General features: G+C 71.7%; 17 protein-coding genes. 8 read left to right on the top strand and 9 right to left on the bottom strand.

All coding sequences use genetic code 11. The features are described from left to right. Nucleotides 1-13: 13 nt before the first annotated feature. From IEZ17_RS15830 to IEZ17_RS15800, 7 genes are all read right to left on the bottom strand, one after another. On the bottom strand, nt 14-730 hold the full coding sequence (locus IEZ17_RS15830) for a GntR family transcriptional regulator (protein ID WP_189300577.1): 717 nt from the start codon (nt 728-730) through the stop codon (nt 14-16). A gap of 81 nt (nt 731-811) precedes the next feature. Beyond that, the gene (locus IEZ17_RS15825; protein WP_189300575.1) at nt 812-2,194 is read right to left on the bottom strand and encodes an aldehyde dehydrogenase family protein; all 1,383 of its coding nucleotides are present in this window, start codon (nt 2,192-2,194) and stop codon (nt 812-814) included. After that, nucleotides 2,191-3,195: a proline racemase family protein gene (locus IEZ17_RS15820; RefSeq protein WP_189300573.1), complete on the bottom strand. Its 1,005-nt coding sequence runs from the start codon at nt 3,193-3,195 to the stop codon at nt 2,191-2,193. The genes IEZ17_RS15825 and IEZ17_RS15820 overlap by 4 nt, the downstream gene beginning before the upstream one ends. Nucleotides 3,196-3,210: 15 nt before the next feature. Beyond that, the gene (locus IEZ17_RS15815; RefSeq protein WP_189300571.1) at nt 3,211-4,131 is read right to left on the bottom strand and encodes a dihydrodipicolinate synthase family protein; all 921 of its coding nucleotides are present in this window, start codon (nt 4,129-4,131) and stop codon (nt 3,211-3,213) included. 85 nt (nt 4,132-4,216) lie between these two features. Continuing rightward, the gene (locus IEZ17_RS15810; protein ID WP_189300569.1) at nt 4,217-5,710 is read right to left on the bottom strand and encodes an NAD(P)/FAD-dependent oxidoreductase; all 1,494 of its coding nucleotides are present in this window, start codon (nt 5,708-5,710) and stop codon (nt 4,217-4,219) included. Further along, nucleotides 5,691-6,011, bottom strand: coding sequence for a (2Fe-2S)-binding protein (locus IEZ17_RS15805; RefSeq protein ID WP_189300567.1), 321 nt, complete (start codon nt 6,009-6,011; stop codon nt 5,691-5,693). Before IEZ17_RS15805 ends, IEZ17_RS15810 begins: the two co-directional genes overlap by 20 nt. Before the next feature lie 48 nt (nt 6,012-6,059). Next, entirely contained in the window at nt 6,060-7,214 is a 1,155-nt protein-coding gene (locus IEZ17_RS15800; RefSeq protein ID WP_189300565.1) for an NAD(P)/FAD-dependent oxidoreductase, read from the bottom strand. 203 nt (nt 7,215-7,417) lie between these two features. Between IEZ17_RS15800 and IEZ17_RS15795 the strand changes: the two genes are divergently transcribed. The 5 genes from IEZ17_RS15795 to IEZ17_RS15775 are packed head-to-tail and all read left to right on the top strand — an operon-like array spanning nt 7,418 to nt 13,231. Continuing rightward, complete coding sequence (locus IEZ17_RS15795) at nt 7,418-9,154, top strand: ABC transporter substrate-binding protein (RefSeq protein ID WP_189300563.1); 1,737 nt, start codon at nt 7,418-7,420, stop codon at nt 9,152-9,154. A 15-nt stretch (nt 9,155-9,169) separates the two neighbouring features. Continuing rightward, nucleotides 9,170-10,129 (top strand): ABC transporter permease, encoded by a 960-nt coding sequence (locus IEZ17_RS15790; RefSeq protein WP_189300562.1) that lies wholly within the window; start codon nt 9,170-9,172, stop codon nt 10,127-10,129. After that, nucleotides 10,126-11,112, top strand: coding sequence for an ABC transporter permease (locus IEZ17_RS15785; protein WP_189300560.1), 987 nt, complete (start codon nt 10,126-10,128; stop codon nt 11,110-11,112). Before IEZ17_RS15790 ends, IEZ17_RS15785 begins: the two co-directional genes overlap by 4 nt. Beyond that, a complete protein-coding gene (locus IEZ17_RS15780) occupies nt 11,112-12,173 on the top strand; it encodes an ABC transporter ATP-binding protein (protein ID WP_189300558.1) in 1,062 nt (353 codons plus the stop codon). Before IEZ17_RS15785 ends, IEZ17_RS15780 begins: the two co-directional genes overlap by 1 nt. Next, complete coding sequence (locus IEZ17_RS15775; RefSeq protein WP_189300556.1) at nt 12,170-13,231, top strand: ABC transporter ATP-binding protein; 1,062 nt, start codon at nt 12,170-12,172, stop codon at nt 13,229-13,231. The genes IEZ17_RS15780 and IEZ17_RS15775 overlap by 4 nt, the downstream gene beginning before the upstream one ends. 80 nt (nt 13,232-13,311) lie before the next feature. On the opposite strand, the gene IEZ17_RS15770 is transcribed toward IEZ17_RS15775, so the two are convergent. Next, nucleotides 13,312-14,595, bottom strand: coding sequence for a M6 family metalloprotease domain-containing protein (locus tag IEZ17_RS15770; protein ID WP_229852293.1), 1,284 nt, complete (start codon nt 14,593-14,595; stop codon nt 13,312-13,314). A 100-nt stretch (nt 14,596-14,695) separates the two neighbouring features. Here IEZ17_RS15770 and IEZ17_RS15765 point away from each other — a divergent pair, with 100 nt between their 5' ends. Both IEZ17_RS15765 and IEZ17_RS15760 read left to right on the top strand, forming a co-directional pair. Continuing rightward, complete coding sequence (locus IEZ17_RS15765; RefSeq protein WP_189300554.1) at nt 14,696-15,664, top strand: LysR family transcriptional regulator; 969 nt, start codon at nt 14,696-14,698, stop codon at nt 15,662-15,664. Nucleotides 15,665-15,859: 195 nt separating this feature from the next. Continuing rightward, nucleotides 15,860-16,699, top strand: a complete 840-nt coding sequence (locus tag IEZ17_RS15760; protein WP_189300553.1) for a patatin-like phospholipase family protein — start codon at nt 15,860-15,862, stop codon at nt 16,697-16,699. A 317-nt stretch (nt 16,700-17,016) separates the two neighbouring features. On the opposite strand, the gene IEZ17_RS15755 is transcribed toward IEZ17_RS15760, so the two are convergent. Beyond that, the gene (locus IEZ17_RS15755) at nt 17,017-17,865 is read right to left on the bottom strand and encodes a helix-turn-helix transcriptional regulator (protein WP_189300551.1); all 849 of its coding nucleotides are present in this window, start codon (nt 17,863-17,865) and stop codon (nt 17,017-17,019) included. Nucleotides 17,866-17,915: 50 nt separating this feature from the next. Between IEZ17_RS15755 and IEZ17_RS15750 the strand changes: the two genes are divergently transcribed. Next, nucleotides 17,916-18,347, top strand: a complete 432-nt coding sequence (locus IEZ17_RS15750; protein WP_189300549.1) for a DUF2000 domain-containing protein — start codon at nt 17,916-17,918, stop codon at nt 18,345-18,347. The last annotated feature ends 89 nt before the right edge of the window (nt 18,348-18,436 follow it).

The raw sequence follows: 18,436 nt of genomic DNA, 5'->3' as shown, positions 1-18,436 counted from the left end.
CTCTCGCATTCGGTCAGCGGGGCTTCAGGCGGGCGTGCAGGCCGCGCCGGGCGGGCTTCTGTTCCTGGGCACTCTCGGCCCACAGGGAGCGGACGTGGCCGAGGTGGCGGGTCATGCACGCCTCGGCGGCCTCGACGTCCCCGGCCACCATCAGGTCGAGGAGTTCGAGGTGCTCCTCGGCCGAGGGGAGCAACTGGTCGCGTTCGTCCAGGGCGGTCAGGCCGTAGAGGCGGGAGCGTTTGCGCAGGTCGCCGACGGTCTCGACGAGCCGGTCGTTTCCGGCCAGGGCGAGCAGGGAGAGGTGGAACCGGCGGTCGGCTTCCAGGTAGCCGATGAGGTCGTGGTCGCGGGCGGCGCGCACGATCTCCTCGGCGACCGGGCGCAGCTCCTCCAACTCCGCGCGGGAGTCGGTACGCGTGATCCGGCCGACCATCGGGACCTCTATGAGGGTGCGGATCTCCGTGTACTGGTCGAGGTCGCGTTCGTTGACCTCGGTGACCCGGAACCCCTTGTTGCGGACCGGCTCGACCAGTCCCTCCCGGGTCAGGTCGAGCATCGCCTCGCGCACGGGGGTGGCGGAGATCCCGAAGTCCTCGGCCAGGACGGGCGCCGAGTACACCTCGCCGGGCCGGAGTTCACCCGAGATCAGAGCCGCCCGCAGGGCGTGGGCCACCTGGTCGCGCAGGCGCTCCCTGGTGGTGTTGAGGTTGCGCTGCTCCAGATGGCCCATGGTCGCGGTGTTCCCTTCGTGCCGGTCGCCCGTGGCCGAGCGGATGACCAGCGTACAATGTCACGTTGTTTTCGCAGGTGGCTATGGGTGTGCGGGGACGAGAGCGTAGGTCCGGGTCGAGGTGTAGAAGTCCAGGGCGGCGCGGCCCTGTTCGCGCGGTCCGCGGCTGGATGCCTTGGTGCCGCCGAACGGCAGATGGAAGTCCACGCCGGTGGAGGGTGCGTTGAGGCGGATCATGCCGGTGTCGAGCTGGTCGAGCCCGTTCAGGACCGCGTCGAACGATGCCGTGTGCACCGAGGTGACCAGGCCGTACGGGACGGAATTGGCGATCCGTACCGCCTGGGCGAGGTCGTCGGCGGCGAGCAGCACGGCGAGCGGGCCGAAGACTTCCTCGCGCAGCAGCCGGTGGCCTGGGGGCACGTCCTCCACCAGGGTCGGCGCCGCGAACCAGCCGCCGCTCTCGCCGGGCACGCGGGCGACCGCGACTTCCGGGAGTCCCTGGGCCACCTCGACCACCCGGCTGCGGGCCGGTTCGCCGATGAGGGGGCCGCAGACGGTGGCGGGGTCGGCGGGGTCGCCCACCGGCAGCGCCCGCAGATGCTCGGCCAGTGCCTCGCGCAGCGGGCCGCGGGCGGCGCCCACCGCGATCACGCGGCTGGTTGCGGTGCACTTCTGACCGGCGTATCCGGCGATCGCGGCGGAGAGGTGGGCGGCGGCGGTGTCCATGTCGGCGTCCGGCAGGACGATCGCCGCGTTCAGCCCGCCCATCTCGGCCTGTACGGGGATACCGCGTGCGGTGGCGGTCCGTGCGACGGTCTGGCCGACCACGGTGGAGCCGGTGAACGAGACGGCGTCGGCGGCCGAGGCGACGGCGTCGCCCTCGATGGCGCCGCCGGGCAGCACCGTGAACACCCCCTCCGGGAGGGCCTGTTGGACGATCTCGGCGAGGCGCTGGGCACAGGCGGTGGCTTCGGGTGCGGGTTTGAGGACGACGGTGTTGCCGGTCGCGAGCGCTGGGGCGGCCTTCCAGCTGGGGATCGCGAACGGGAAGTTCCACGGGGTGATCAGGCCGGCGACGCCGTGCGGACGGCGGCGGGTGAGCAGCAGTCCGGGGCCGGCGGCCGGCTCGTGGACGGTGCCGGTGGAGTCGTAGGGAGCGGCGGCGTAGTAGCGCCAGATCGCGGCGGTGCGGGCGACCTCGGCGCGGGCTTCGGTGACGGGCTTGCCCACCTCGCGGACGGCGAGGGCGGCCAGTTCGTCCGCCGCTGCCTCGACGGCGGTGGCGATCGCGGCGAGCGCGGCCGAGCGGGCCGCGGCGCCGCCGCGCAGCCAGCCGGACTGGGCGGTGCGGGCGCGCGCGACGGCGATGGCTACGCCGGACACGCCGGTCGCGGGGGTCTGTACGAGGAGGTCGGAGGGGTCGGCCGGGTTGCGGGAGACGACCGGGGCCAGGTCGGTGGTCACAGGAGGAAGCCTCCGGGGAAGGGGTCGTCGGGGTCGAGGAAGTACTGGGCGGTGCCGGTGATCCAGGCGCGTCCGGTGATGCGGGGCACGACGGCGGGGATGCCGCCGGTCTGCGTCTCGGCGACGAGGCGGCCGGTGAACCGGGTACCGATGAACGACTCGTTGATGAAGTCCCGTTCCAGCGGCAGCTCGCCGCGGGCGTGCAGCTGGGCCATCCGCGCGCTGGTGCCGGTGCCGCACGGGGAGCGGTCGAACCAGCCCGGGTGGATGGCCATGGCGTGGCGTGAGCGCTGGGCGTCGGAGCCGGGAGCGGCGAGGTAGACGTGTTTGACGCCGGCGATCTCCGGCTGGGTGGGATGCACGGGCCGGTCGGGCGAGGCGTTGACCGCGTCCATGATGGCGAGTCCCGCGGCGAGCAGGTCGTCCTTGCGGGCGCGGTCGAACGGCAGCCCCAGCGCATCGAGTTCGACGAAGGCGTAGAAGTTGCCGCCGAAGGCGAGGTCGTAGGTGACCGTGCCATGGCCCGGTACCTTCACCTTGCGGTCGAGGCCGAGGCAGAAGGCCGGCACGTTGGTGAGCGTGACCGCCGTGGCCTGTCCGTCCTCGACCTGCACCTCGACGCCGACCAGGCCGGCGGGTGTGTCGAGGCGGACGGTGGTGACGGGCTCGGTGACCGGGACCATGCCGGTCTCGACGAGGACGGTGGCCACGCCGATGGTGCCGTGTCCGCACATCGGCAGGAGACCGGAGACCTCGATGAACAGGACGCCGTAGTCGGCGTCGGGGCGGGTCGGGGGCTGGAGGATGGCGCCGCTCATCGAGGCATGGCCCCGCGGCTCGTACATGAGCAGGGTGCGCAGGTGGTCCAGATGCTCGATGAAGTGCAGCCTGCGTTCGGCCATGGTGGTGCCGGGGATCACCCCGACACCGCCGGTGATCACGCGCGTGGGCATGCCCTCGGTGTGCGAGTCGACCGCGTGGAAGACGTGGCGGGTGCGCATGGGTCTCCCTCCGGGTCAGTGGTGGCCGGCCGCGACGGCCTTCTCGGTGATGGCCCGTACCTCGGCCGCGATCCCCGCGGGCAGCGGCAGACGCGGCGGCCGGGTGGGACCCCCGTGGCGGCCGACGATGTCCATGGAGCACTTGATGGCCTGCACGAACTCGGTCCTGGAGTCCCAGCGCAGCAGGGGGTGCAGGGACTTGTACAACGGCAGGGCGGTGTGCAGGTCGTGGGCCACGGCGGCGCGGTAGAGCTCGGCGCAGGCGGCGGGGAAGGCATTGGGGTATCCGGCGATCCAGCCGACGGCACCGGCCAGTGCGAGCTCCACCAGTACGTCGTCCGCGCCGATCAACAGGTCGAGTCCAGGGGCGAGTTCGGCCAGTTCGTATGCCCGGCGGACGTCTCCGGTGAACTCCTTGACCGCGACGATGCTGCCCTCGCCGTGGAGGTGGGCGAGGTGCCCGGGGGTCAGGTCGACCTTGGTGTCGATGGGGTTGTTGTAGGCCACGACGGGCAGGCCGGCCTTCGCGACCTCGGCGTAGTGGCCGCGCACGGCGGACTCGTCGGCGCGGTAGGCGTTGGGCGGCAGCAGCAGGACGCTGCCGCAGCCCGCTTCGGCGGCCTGCTCGGCCCAGCGGCGCGCCTCGGCACTGCCGTACGCGGCCACGCCGGGCATCACACGCGCACCGTCGCCGGCCGCCTCGACGGCGGTGCGCACCACACGGGCACGTTCCTCGTCGGTCAGCGTCTGGTACTCGCCGAGGGAGCCGTTGGGCACGACCCCGTCGCAGCCGTCGTCGACGAGGCGGCGGACGTGTGCGGCATACGCGTCGTAGTCGACGGACAGGTCCTCCCGCAGGGGGAGGGCGGTGGCGACCATGATGCCGCGCCAGGGGCGCTCTGCGCTCCAGTCGGTGACGGCGGAGGTGGTGGTCATGGAGGGAGCCCTTCTTATGAGGCGGATGCGGTGGGGCGGGGCGGTTCCTGTGGTGGGTGGCAGTTGTTCTGTGGTGTGTGGCAGCTCATCCAGGAGGCTGTGGTGCCTTCGAGGGCGGGTTTTCCCGGGCGGCCGTTTCGGCGAGGGCGGCGAGCATCTCCAACCGGACCGGTACGGCCAGCGGCCGACGCTCCGGTGACGGCGGCAGCTGCGCGCCCTGCCCCTCCCCCACCAGGCAGGCCACGGCCGTCCCGCACATCCGGCCCTGGCACCAGCCCATGCCGGCGCGGGTGAGGAGTTTGACGGTGCGGGCGTCCCGGGCGCCGTAGTCGGTCACCGCCTCGCGGATGCGGCCCGCGGTGACTTCCTCGCAACGGCACACGTCCGTCGCATCGTCCAGCCACCGGCTCCATCCGGGGCCGGGTGCGTGTGCGGCGGCCATCACGGCCGCGAAGGCGCGCATCCGGTCGCGGCGGCGGCGCAGCGCACGGACGCGCCCGCCGGCGGTGAGCGCAGGCCGCTCGCGCAACCGGGCCGCAATCGCGACACCCGCCAACTCACCCTCCACGCAGGCGAGTCGGACGCCACCGACGCCGCCCGTCTCGCCTGCCGCCCAGATGCCGGGGACGGAAGTCTGCTGGTCCGCGTCGAGGTCGAGGGCGGATGTGCCGTCCTGGGTACGCCGGGTGGCACAGCCCAGGCCGGTGGCGAGTTCGAGCTGCGGGACCAGGCCGTGCCCCACCGCCAGGGCGTCGCAGGCGATCCGCCGGCCGGTCCCCGGTACGGGCCGCCAGTCACGGTCGAGCCGGGAGACCGTGACGGCCTCCACACGGTCGGCCCCGTGCACCTGGGTCACCGCGCTGCGGGTGCGCAGCCGCACCCGGTGCCGCAGCAGCGCCGTGCCGTGCACCGCGGCCTCAGCCAACTTGTGCACGTCGGCGGCGAGGGCGCGGGGGTGGCGGGCGTAGCCGAGGTAGCCGGACGCCTCGACCACCGCCGGGACGCGGGCCCCCGCCGTGGCGAGCGACGCGGCGACGGCCAGCAGCAGCGGACCGCTGCCCGCCACCACCACCCGCCGTCCGGGCAGCACCAGACCGGACTTCAGCATCGCCTGCGCTCCCCCGGCACCCACCACTCCTGGCAACGTCCAGCCGGGGAAGGGCAGTTGACGCTCGTACGCGCCGGTGGCGAGCAGGACCGCGCGGGCCCGCACCCGGACCGGGCGCTCCCCGTTGCCGTCCGCTCCGGTGGCGGCGTGCACCTCCCACCGGTCCCTCCTCGGCTCCGTCCGGACGACCGTCCAGACATGGTGTCCGGCCAGATACCTCGCGTCACTGTCCGCCAGGCGGCGGCGCAGCTCGTCGAAGGTGGACCAGTCGTGGTGCAGGGCCTCGGGACGGGTGGCGCCGAGTGCTGGGGCGGGATGCCGGTAGAACTGCCCGCCCGGGTGTGCTGCGGTGTCCAACAGGGCGACGGACAGGCCGAGTTCAGCGGCGGTGACGGCACCGGCGAGGCCCGCGGCGCCGGCACCGATCACCGCGAGGTCGTACTCCGGTTCGTCAGACGGCGAGCTCGTCATGGCCGTGTCCTTCCTGGGTGGTGACGGTGTCGCCGGGATGCGCCGGGACCAGGCAGGCCCGGCGGTTGGGTTGCCCGTTGACGGTGGCGAGGCAGTCGAAGCAGTGCCCGATGCCGCAGAAGGCGCCGCGCGGCCGGCCACCGGCGCGGGTGGTGCGCCAGGCGAGAATGCCTGCGGCCCACAGTGCGGCGGCCACGGACTGGCCGGGCAGTGCGGTGATCGGCCGCCCGTCGAAGGTGATCTCGAATGCGGTGTCGGGCGCCGCACCCACGAGCTCGGCGGGGCTGCGGTCACGCGCCATGGCGCGGCTCCTTTCGCGGGACGTCGGGGCGAGGGCCGGGGGCAGAGGTCATCGGGCCTCTCCCCCGCCGAACCGGTCGGGACGGAACGGTGCGATATCCAACGGGAGTTGTCCGTCCGTCAGACTCTCCGCGATGATCCGGCCGGTGGCCGGGGCGAGACCGATGCCCGCTCCTTCGTGGCCGCAGGCGTGCAGCAGCCCCGGTCTGCGCGGGTCGGGACCGATCGCGGGCAGGTGGTCGGGCAGATAGGGGCGGAAGCCCGCGTACGTGCGCAGGGCCCGCACGGTGGCGAGGACCGGGAAGAGCCGTACCGCCTGCCCGGCGAGGCGGCGCAGCGCCTCCACCGACAGGGAGCGGTCGAAGCCGACGCGTTCGCGACTGGCACCGATCAGGACGGGGCCGGCCGGGGTGCCTTCGACGACGGCCGAGGTCTGGAGGGCCGCGGAGTCGCTGGCGACGTCGGCGACATAGTCCGCGGCGTACACCTTGCGCCGCACCACGCGGGGCAGCGGCTCGGTGACGAGCACGAAGCCGCGCCGGGGAAGCACCGGCAGTTCCACGCCGGCGAGCCGGGCCAGTTCGCCGCCCCAGCTCCCGGCCGCGTTCACGACGTACGGGGCGTGCAGTTCACCGGTGGATGTCCGCACTCCCCGGACCTCTCCGGAGGGCCCGGTGAGGATCGCGGTCACTTCCTCGCCGAGCCGCAGTTGCAGCCGGTCGCCGGCCGCGCGGAGCAGGTGGGCGGCGGCGAGAGCGGGCTGCACCTGCGCGTCCTGCGGATAGTGCACACCGCCCATGAGGTCCGGCGCCAGGTGGGGTTCCAGTTCGCGGAGCCGTTCGCCGGGCACCGTTTCGGTCGAGACCCCGTGCTGCGCCTGGCGTGCGGCGAAGTCCCGCAGGGCGGCCATGGCCTGTCCGTCGGAGGCGACGACGAGGCCGCCTTTGGCCTCGTACTCGATCCGCGGCGGCAGGACCTCGGCCAGTTCGCGCCACAACTCCGCTGAGAACAGGGCGAGTTCGAGTTCGGGGCCGGGCTCCTTGTCGGACACCAGCAGGTTGCCCTCGCCGGCACCGGTGGTTCCACCGGCGACGGAGCCGCGGTCGATCACGGTGACGGTCAGGCCGGCGCGGGCCGCGTAGTACGCACAGGCGGCGCCGACCACGCCGGCACCGACGACGATGAGATCCGGGGGGTTTCTCATGGGCACGTCAGTAATATTTCACATTGCACTGCCGTTGCCAAGGGACCTCGCGGCGCCAATCCCCTTGCGTCCGAGCCGATTTGACCCTTGAGCACAGCTGGGTAACGGGAGCGGTCGACATCTTGTCAGTGCAATTTCACATTACTATTTTACGGGCTTCCGGCCTGCGCGGCTGTTCGACTGCTCACGGAGTGGACTTGCTCATGAACAAGCGCACCTGCACCGCCCTCGCCGTCCCACTGACGGCCGTCCTCGTCCTCGGCACCGCCGGCTGCTCCGGCGGCAAGCGCTCCGCGGACGGCAAGAACCCCGCTCTCGCCAACCAGGGCGCGGTCGTCGGCGGCACCCCGAAGCGGGGCGGCACCCTCACCGTCCTGTCCGACCAGGACTTCGACCACCTCGACCCGGCCCGCAACTGGGTCGTCAGCACCATGGACTTCGGCACCAGGCTGCTCTACCGCACCCTGGTGACCTACCGAGCGTCCCCCGGCACCGCGGGCGGCACACTCGTCCCCGATCTCGCCACCGACCTCGGCACCTCCTCCAACGGCGCCCGGACCTGGACCTTCCATCTGAAGAAGGGCGTCAGATACGAGGACGGGACGCCCGTCACCGCCCAGGACGTCAAGTACAACGTGGAGCGGTCCTTCTCACCCGACCTGCCCGGCGGCGCCGACTACGCGGCCCGCTACCTGGTCGGCGCCGAGGGGTACAAGGGGCCCGCACAGGGCGGTCACCTCGACTCCGTCAGGACACCGGACGACCACACGATCGTCTTCGAACTCCGCAAGCCCTTCGCCGAGTTCCCCGACGCCACGGTGCTGCCGACCTTCGCCCCCGTGCCCACGTCCCGGGACAGCGGACCGCGCTACGACAACCGGCCGTTCTCCTCGGGCCCGTACAAGATCGAGTCGTACGGGCGGGGCAAGCGGCTCGTGCTGGTCCGCAATCCGTACTGGGATCCGAAGACCGACCCGGTCCGCAAGGCATACCCGGACAAGCTGGTCGTGGTGATGGGACTGAAGGCCAACCAGATCGACGACCGGCTCATCGCCGGCCAGGGCGCGGACGCCTCCGCTGTCCCCTGGTCCGCGCTGCGGCCGGAGAGCGCGGCCAAGGTGCTGCCGCACCCCGAGGTCCGCAACCGCCTGCTGGCGGAGTCCCAGAACTGCACGGACATGCTCCAGATGCACACCGGGCGGGCCCCGTTCAACGACGTGAAGGTCCGTCAGGCGGTGCAGTACGCCCTCGACAAGGACTCCGTACTGACCGCATCCGGCGGCCCGGCCTTCAACGACCTGTCCACCGCCTACATGCCCGCCACGCTCTTCGGCGGCAAGCAGCCGGACACCCTCGGTATCCCCGCGACCGGAGACACCGCCAAGGCCAGGCAACTGCTCAAGGAGGCGGGCAAGCCGGGCGGCTTCGCCACCGAGATCACCGTCTCGACCGGTGACAAGGGCCGTGCCGAGGCCATCCAGCAGTCCCTGGCCAGGGCCGGCATCAAGGTCACCATCAACACCGTCGACCCGTCGGCGTTCTACGCCACCATCGGCGACACCACCAACCGCACCGATCTCGTCTATACGGGGTGGTGCCCCGACTACCCCTCCGGATCGACCTTCCTCCCCTTCGTCTTCGACGGCCGCTACATCAAGGAGAAGGGCAACTCCGGAAACCACTCCCTCTTCCGCGACCGTCCGACCATGCGGCGGATGGACGAGATCGCCGCGATGACCGACACCCGGCAGGCCAACGACGCCTGGCGGCAGCTCGACGGCGAGATCCTCAAGAAGGCCCCCGCCGTCCCGGTCCTGGTGCGCCGCTGGCCCCTGGTACTCGGCAGCAACATCGCGGGCGCATACGGCCAGACCTCCTTCGGCGGGCAGCTGGACTACGCCTCCGTGGGCCTCAAGGACCCGTCCAAATCAGCGAACTGAGGGGAGTTCGGTCCCATGCACCCGTCCGCACCCGCACCGCCCGCCGCGACGGCGGCGGCGGTCCCCACCTCCGCCGTGCCCAGCAGCCCGTGGCGACTGGCCCGCCGTGAACTGAGCCGGCGCACCTCCGTCAAGATCTCCCTCGCCGTCGTCGGGCTGTTCCTGTTCATGGCAGCCGCCGCCCCGCTGCTGAGTGCGCTCGCCGGCTGGTCGCCCGACGACTTCGACAGAACCGCCGTCGATCCCTACCTGGGCGGCACCCCCGTCGGGCCGCTCGGCGGGATCTCCGCACAGCACTGGCTGGGCGTCGAACCGGTCACCGGGCGCGATCTGTTCGCCCGCGTCGTGCACGGCGCCCAGGTCTCCCTGCTCATCGCCCTCACGGCCACCGCGATCGTCGTGATCGCCGGGACGGCGGCCGGGATCGCGGCCGGCTACTTCGGCGGCCGTACCGACGCGGTCCTGAGCAGGGTCATGGACCTCACCATGTCCTTCCCCTCCCTCATCTTCATGATCGCCATGATGTCGGTGGCCAAGGACGTCAACCGGATCGTGCTGATGACCGCGGTCATCGGCCTGTTCGGCTGGCCCGGCGTCGCCCGCGTCGTCCGTGGCCAGACACTCTCGCTCAGACACCGCGAATACGTCGACGCGGCCCGGGTCGGCGGCGCCGGCTCCTGGCGGATCCTCACCCGCGACGTCCTGCCCGGCGTCGCGGGACCCGTCATCGCCTACACCACCCTGATCGTTCCCGGAATGATCGCCACCGAGGCCGCCCTGAGCTATCTGGGCGTCGGCGTCCGCCCGCCCACTCCGTCCTGGGGCCAGATGATCGCCGAGAGCGTCTCCTTCTACGACACGGACCCCATGTACTTCGTCATCCCGAGTGCCTGTCTGTTCCTGACCGTGCTCGCGTTCACGCTGCTCGGCGACGCCCTGCGGGACATCCTCGACCCGAGGGGAAGCCGGACATGATCCTCTACACCCTGCGCCGACTGGCCGGCGTCATCGGTGTGCTGATCGCCGTCGCCGCGGTCACCTTCACCATTTTCTACGTCCTGCCCTCCGACCCGGCCGCCGCGGCCTGCGGCAAGGCGTGCAGCGCCGACCGCCTGGCCGCGATCCGCTCGCACATGGGGCTCGACGAGCCCCTGTGGCGGCAGTTCTGGGACTTCCTCTCCGGCATCTTCACCGGCCGCACGATGGGCAGCGGCCACTACGCCCTGCACTGCGGATTTCCGTGCCTGGGCTACTCGTACGAGAACAGCGAGGCCGTCTGGGACCTCCTCATGGACCGCCTGCCGGTCTCCGCCTCGCTCGCCCTGGGGGCCGCGGTGCTGTGGCTGGCCCTCGGCCTGAGCGCCGGGGTGGCCGCGGCGCTGCGCAAGGACACCCTCACCGACCGGGTCCTGATGGTCGGCGCGGTCGGCGCCGCCTCACTGCCCGTCTACTTCACCTCGATGATGCTGATCTACGGCCTCATCCGGGTGGCGGGCCTGCTCCCGTACCCCAGTTATGTGCCCTTCACCGACGATCCCGCACGCTGGGCCTCGAACCTGCTGCTGCCGTGGCTGGCACTCGCCATCCTGTACGCGGCCATGTACGCCCGCCAGAGCCGCAGTTCGATGATCGAGACGATGGCGGAGCCCTACATCCGCACCGCCCGCGCCAAGGGCCTGCCCCGCCGCACCGTCGTCGTCAAGCACGGCCTGCGCTCCGGCATGACACCGATCCTCACCCTGTTCGGCATGGACCTGGGCGGACTGCTCGCGGGCGCGGTGATCACCGAATCCATCTTCGGGCTCCCCGGCATCGGGCGACTCTTCTACGGCGCCCTCTCCACCGGTGACCAACCGGTGATCCTCGGCGTCACCCTCCTCGCCGCCACCTTCATCGTCGTCGCCAACCTGGCCGTCGACCTCCTCTACGCCGTCGTCGACCCCCGAGTGAGACTGTGATGCCCGCAGACACCGAACCCCTGTTGTCCGTAAGGGACTTGACGGTGACGTTCGCCACCAAGGACGGCCCCGTGCGGGCCGTCGACGCGCTCTCCTTCGACATCCACCGCGGCCGGACCCTCGGCATCGTCGGGGAGTCCGGCTCCGGCAAGTCCGTCACATCGCTGGCCGTGATGGGGCTGCACAACGGGGCCGAGGTCACCGGCTCGGTCGTCCTGGACGGCCGGCAGCTGGTCGGGCTCGCCGAGCGCGACCTGAGCCGGCTGCGTGGCCGCCGGATGGCGATGGTCTTCCAGGACCCGCTCTCCAGCCTCCACCCCTACTACACGGTCGGCGAGCAGATAGCCGAACACCACCGGGTGCACTTCGGCTCGCGCCGCTCCGCCGCCCGGAGCCGGGCCATCGACATGCTCGCCGAGGTCGGGATCCCGGAGCCGCGGCGCCGGGCCGGCGCATACCCGCACCAGTTCTCCGGCGGTATGCGGCAGCGGGTGATGATCGCCATGGCCCTGGTCTGCGAGCCCGATCTCCTCATCGCCGACGAGCCGACGACCGCCCTGGACGTCACCGTCCAGGCCCAGATACTGGAGCTGATCGCCCGGCTCCAGGAGGAACGCTCCCTCGCCGTCGCCATGATCACCCATGACCTCGGCGTGGTGGCCCGGGTCGCCCACGACGTCCTGGTCATGTACGGCGGCCGGGCTGCCGAACAGGCCCCGGTGGACGCCGTGTTCGCCTCTCCGGCCCACCCCTACACACGTGGTCTGCTCGACTCGCTCCCCCGGCTCGACGACCCCGAGGACACCCCGCTGCGCGCGGTTCCCGGCAGCCCGCCCTCGCTGCTCACCCCCGCCCCGGGCTGCGCCTTCGCGCCCCGCTGCCCACGTGCGGCAGCCGCCGTCGAGGAGGACCGGGAGCGCTGCGCACACCTCAGACCCCGCATGGCCACCACCTCCGGCAGCCACACGGTCGCCTGCCACCTGCCCCTCGGCCCGGCCACCGCACCCGGGCGCCCACGTCCCGAGCACCCGGACCAGATCCGAAAGGCCACTTCCCCATGACGTCGACCAGCACCTCCCCTCCCGCGGCCGCCGGCTCACCACGCCAGGACGCGGCACCGCTGCTCGCCGTCCACGACGTGACCAAGACCTTCCCCGGCAAGCGCGGCCGGACGGCTCCGGTCCGGGCCGTCGACGGCGTGCGCTTCGAGGTCGCGGCGGGCGAAACCCTCGGTCTGGTCGGGGAGTCGGGCTGCGGCAAGACCACCACCGGCCGCATGATCGTGCGCCTCCTGGAGCCGACAAGCGGCTCGATCACCTTCGGCGGACGGGACATCAGCCACCTCGGCCCTCGGGAGCTGCGCCCGCTGCGCCGCCACCTCCAGATGGTCTTCCAGGATCCGTACTCGTCCCTCAACCCCCGCCAGACCGTGGCCAGGATCATCTCCGACCCCCTGCTGGTGCAGGGCAGTTCGGCGGCCGACGCGCGCTGCCGGGCCGCCGAACTCATGGAACTGGTCGGGCTCATCCCCGAGCACCTCGACCGCTATCCGCACGAGTTCTCCGGTGGGCAGGCCCAGCGCATCGGCATCGCCCGCGCCCTGGCCACCCGCCCCCGCCTGATCATCGCGGACGAACCGGTCTCCGCACTCGACGTCTCCGTACAGGCACAGATCGTCAACCTCATGGAACGCCTGCGGAACGAACTCGGCCTCGCCTATCTCTTCATCGCGCACGACCTGTCGGTGGTCAAGCGGGTCTGCGACCGGGTCGCCGTGATGTACCTGGGCCGCATCGTCGAGATCGGGCCGAAGCACCAGGTGTACACGGCCCCCGCGCATCCCTACACCCGGGCGCTGCTGTCCGCCGTACCGCTGCCCGACCCGGTCGCCGAACGGACCCGGGAGCGCATCACGCTGCTCGGCGAACCTTCCCCCAGCTCTCAGCTTCGTTCGAGCAGGGGAGACCCCGGTCGTCCTGCCGCACCCCCGCCCGGCTGCACCTTCCATCCGCGCTGTCCCAAGGCCCAGGCCCGCTGCCGGACCGAGGCCCCGGTCCTGACGGACACGGTGCCCGCGACCGGACGCCGCGTCGCCTGCCACTTCCCCGAGCCGGCCTGACCCGCCGAAGCCGGCGGACGTGGTGGTGCCCTGGAGCCGCAAGCCGCTCCAGGGCACCACCACGTGACGTACCGGGCGGGTTACGTCTTGGTGATGCGTACGGTGTCCGAGTGGCCGTCCGCGCTCAGCACGTCGATCCGCACCCCCGCGCCCGCGTCGGTGAACGACTGGCCGGCCTTGTAGGGCGCATCGTCCAGGGGCCGGCATCCGCTCGGCGGGGTGGTGCCGGGGTGGGCGTCCATGACCCGGATCGGGCCCTTGCCGGTCTCGACGGACGAGTCGACCTTGTAGACGAGTGCCCCGGTCGCACACAGCCCGGTGTCCGCGAGCGCCGCCCGCCTGGACTCGACCACATACGCCGTCGTCGGACCGGTGCGGACCACGGCCAGTTTCGTGCCGCCGCCGTACTCGACGGCGGAGAGCCGGACGGTGTCACTGCCCGCCGACGCCCGGCAGACGACCTGGCTGTCGCCGGTCCAGCCGAGCTTCCACGACTCCCAGCCGAAGTACTGCGGCCCGGCCCCGCTGATCAGGCCCATCACATCCCAGCCGCCGACGAAGCGGTGGGTGTCGCTGCCCGCGTCGAAGGCGTACAGGTCGGGCAACCCGAAGGTGTGCGCGGTCTCGTGGCCGACCAGTTTGGGCCCCCAGTGCCACATGTCCTGACCGAAGGTGACGGCCCACTTGATGCGCTTGCCGTCGGCGACAACACCCTTCGTACCCGGCTCGTACACATACGTCGGCGTGAAGGAGATGGCCGGAGCGTTCCTGGTCGCCACCACGTACACCATGTCGTACCGGGAGAAGTCCACCTCCGGATCCGCGGCGGCCACCGCGTCCTTGATGTACGCCTCGTGCGTCTCGTGGCTGAAGCCGCGCTGGAAGTGGTAGTCCGTGGACTTGTGGGGCATCCGCACCCAGCGCCGATGCTGGGTGATGGCCAGCCATGCCTTGCCGTACGACGACCGCCACACCCAGTCCGCGCCGGGCGTGATCTGAGCCGCGTCGTCGGCCGGGGACTCGGTTGCGGGGGCGTCCGGGAAGTCCACGAAGATCATGCCGACCCTGATGGTCCCGGCGGGTCGCTGGAAGACGGAGTAGTCGGTGCGGTGGCCCTCGTCCGTCCAACCGGTGCGCCCCGGCAGCGCACAGGCGTCCGCACGGTCTCCCGCCTTCGGCCTGTCCGCCGCCTTGCGACCGTCGGCCGTGTGGGAACTCCCTGCTGCGTCGGGACCTCCCGCCGCCCTGGATGCGAGGGATGCCTGGGCGGACGGGATCCCGACAAGAGCCGGCAGCAGGACGGCGAGCACCCCCGATATCAGCGCCGCACGCCTACCGCCGGCGACAAACCGCAAGAGCTTCATAGGGCGTGAACCTCCATCTGAACGACGTGTGACATGTCACATAAGACTGAGGGGCGCCGGCCCTGTAAGGAACCTCCCGCCGGTCCATAACATCCGCGCCATGGATCTGGAGATTCGGCACCTGCGGGTGGTGTGCGCCATCGCCGAGGCCGGCAGCCTCACCCGGGCCGCCGCAGCGCTGAGGACGACCCAGCCCGGCCTGAGCGCCCAACTACGGCGGATCGAAACCCTCCTGGGCGGCGCGCTGTTCGACCGCAGACGGGCGGGCACCTCACCGACGCCGCTCGGTGAGCTGGTACTGTCCCGCGCCCGCGCCATCCTTCCGGGAGTCGACCAACTCCTCGTCGACACCGATCGCGCCACGCGTCCCACCGCGGCACCCACCCGCGTACGCGTCGGCTCGGTAGGAGCCCCACTCCTCGGCCATCTCCTGCTCGCCATACGGGAGTTGCTCCCCGCATCGAGCGAAGTGACCGCACGCTGCCAGTACGCCCCCGGCCCCCTCCTGGACGATCTCTGCGCCGGCCGCCTGGAGGCCGCGGTCCTCGGCAACCACCCCGGCCAGGATCCGGCGCCCCGCCACGGCGTGGTCCTGCACCCACTCGTCACGGAGCCCGTCTTCGCGCTGCTGCCCGCCGGCCATCCCCTGGCCGCCCTGGAGGAGGTGAGTCTGGCCCGGCTCGCCGAGGAGGACTGGGCCGCGCCCCGCCCGGACAGCGACCGCACCCGCGAGTACTGGTCATCCGTCCTCTCCCTGACCATCCGTCACCCCCGAATTCCCTACGAGGCCGAGGGGCGGCAGCTGATCGAGATCGTCCGCGCGGGCCTGGCCGTGAGCCTGTGCCAGGCCACCTTCATCGACGTGCCGGGCATCGCCGTACGCCCGCTGGCCGGCAACCCTCTGTGGTATCGCCACGTTCTTGCCTGGCACCGCGACGGCCCACTCGCCGGGCACAGCGAGGCGCTGCTCCGGCGCGTCCGCGACGGCTACCTCAAGGTCTGCGCCGCCAGCCCCGCATACGCGCGCTGGCGGCAACGGCATCCGGACGCGGCACAGCCGTCGCTCTGAGAGGAGAGGGCGGCTTCGCCGGTGCGGCCCACACCGCTTTCCCGCCACCCGTCATACGTCACCCGGCACGACTCAGCGTGGGCATCACCCGGCACCGGCTACCCCGACCCCTCCCCGAATCCCTCGGGAATATCCCCGCCCACCAGGGAATTTGAGACGGAGTCGGACCGTTGATCAACAGACCTGGAGGCACACATGGCGAACGAACGCGCACTGGTACTCGGAGGCGGCGGCGTGGCCGGAATCGCCTGGATGACGGGCGTACTGGCCGGCCTCGCCGACGCCGGGGCCCAGGTCGGCGACGCGGAATACCTGCTCGGCACCTCGGCGGGTTCGGTGGTCGCCGCGCAGATAGCCAGCGGCGCCCCGCTGGCCGCGCTCTACCGCACCCAGGTCGAACCGGCCCTCCAGAGCCGCGAGTTGCAGCCCCGGGAGGGAGCGCTCACAGAACTCTTCGAGTTCGGCGAAAAGCTCGACACGGAGGTCTTCGACCCCAGGGAACGACGCCGGCGCATGGGCGAGATGGCGCTGGCCGCCGACACCGTCCCGGAGCCCGACCGCCTGGCCGTCATCGAGGCCCGGTTGCCGTCCCACTCCTGGCCGGAACGCCCCCTCGACATCATCGCGTTGGACGCTTCCACGGGTGAGACCCGACGCTTCGACCGCGCCTCGGGCGTCTCCCTGGTCAGCGCGGTGGCCGCGAGCTGTGCGGTCCCCGGCGTCTGGCCCCCGGTGACGATCGGCGACGCCCGGTACATCGACGGAGGCATCCGCTCGCTCACCAACCTCGACCTCGCGGCCGGCCACTCCCGCGTCCTGGTCATCGCCCCGATGCCCGACCCGGTGCTGGAGGCCGACGCCGCGGCCATCGCCGAGCACGGCCGTATCGAGGTCATCACCCCCGACGAGGCCGCTCGCGCCGCCTTCGGCACGGACCCGCTGGTCCCGACCACGCGAACACCGTCCGGTCACGCCGGTTTCGCCCAGGGCCGCGCGCTCGCCCGGACGGTGACCGCGCTCTGGAACGGCGCATAGCCCCGGTCGCCCCGGGGGAAGCACCATCAGCTCCGCTTGTCGAGGCATCGTGAAGCCACGCGGCACCCGTCCTCCCCGCTGCCAGACAGTCGGCCAGTGCCTGTTCATCCGACGGCACATGCAACGAGAAACGGGGAACACGCAATGGCGCCTTCGAAGTTGACGATCCCCACGATCGCCGCGGCCACAGCGCTCTCAGCCGGACTGACCACCGACCGGCGGTAGCACCGACCCACCGCACACGGCTGCCCCGCTCTGTCCGGCACCCCCTGCCTCACACGGACATGCCCATCATGCCGTCGCGCCCGTCATCTCGTTCATGCCATTCCGGGCTGTGACTGAGGTCCTCGCGCGGGGCTTCGTCCCAGGGCAGGGGCCTTACGGGCGTAGCGCCCGGGGGTGATGCCCACATGCCGCTTGAAATGCCGGGTGAGGTGCGACTGATCGTGGAAGCCCACCGCGGTCGCCACCTCCGCGGGCGGCCGGCCGTCGAGGAGCAGCCGTCGGGCCCGGTCGATACGGCGGGCCATCAGGTACTGATGGGGAGCGATACCGAACGCACCGCTGAAAGTCCGCACGAGGTGCGCAGGGTGGGCGTGCACCAGCTGCGCCGCCTCCTCCAGCGTGATGCCCTGGAGCAGCCGTTCGTCGAGGAGTTCCCGCAGACTGTGGGCCAGGCCGCGGCGGGTCCGTGGTGCCTGGGTGACGAGCCGGGGCCGCAGATGACCGCGCAGCCGTTCGCCGATCAGGGCGAGGCGGCTCTCCGCTTCCAGCTCGTCGCCCCGGTGCGCCAGGGCCGAGTGCAGCTGCCCGACGCGCCGGCGCAGAAGCGGGTCGACCAGGTCGGGGCCGTCCACTGCCGGGCCGATGAAGCTCTCGTCCAGCTGCGTCAGGTCGAGGTAGAGCACCCGCTTGCGGAAGCCCTGCGAGGTGGCGGGTGAGCCGTTGTGCGGTACCTGCGGCGGAAGAAGGGAGACCGTGTCGTGCGGGGTGCAGCGCTCGCGGCGGTTCAGGTCGTAGCGCACCGCACCGTCGTCGACGATCAGCAACGTCCACACGTCGTGCACGTGCATCGGGTATGCGTGGTCGGTGAAGTGGGCATGGAAGACCTCGACGACACCCGGTACCTGCGGGCGCCACGCGGAAATCTCCTGCCGGCAGTCCATGCAAGGAAGGTACAAGACGGTCCGGCGGCGCGTTCGGCAGGCTCGGAGTCATGACGACCGAGACCACTCCCGTACGTTTCGACACCAAGATCGCCGTTCTGCTGCGTGAGGACCTGGCGCCCTGGCAGCGGCTGAACGTGACCGCGTTCCTGGTCAGCGGGCTCGGCACGGAGCTTCCTGAAGTGATCGGCGAACCGTATGCCGACGCCGACGGCACCGCGTACCTGCCGATGTTCCGCCAGCCCGTCCTGGCCTTCGAGGGCACGAAGGAGACACTGACCGCCGCCCACGGCCGCGCCCTGTCCCGCTCGCTTCCCCGGTCGGTGTTCACCTCCGACCTCTTCGCCACCGGCAACGACCATGACAACCGCGCGGCTGTACGGGCCGTGCCGAAGGACCAGCTGGATCTGGTGGGGCTCGCCGTCCACGGACCCCGCAACGCGGTCGACAGGGTGCTCAAGGGCGCCCGCATGCACCCCTGAGCCCCGTCTCCCGCCCCCGCCGGCGTCCCGGTCGGTCTCGCTCCCAGGGCGCGGCGGCCCGGCGGACGGCATGGGTAACGCGCCGCCGC

The sequence above is a fragment of the Streptomyces albospinus genome, assembly GCF_014648695.1.
Lineage (GTDB): Bacteria > Actinomycetota > Actinomycetes > Streptomycetales > Streptomycetaceae > Streptomyces > Streptomyces albospinus.
Note: the sequence above shows the minus strand (reverse complement) of the source record. Positions and strands in the feature narration are given on the sequence as shown.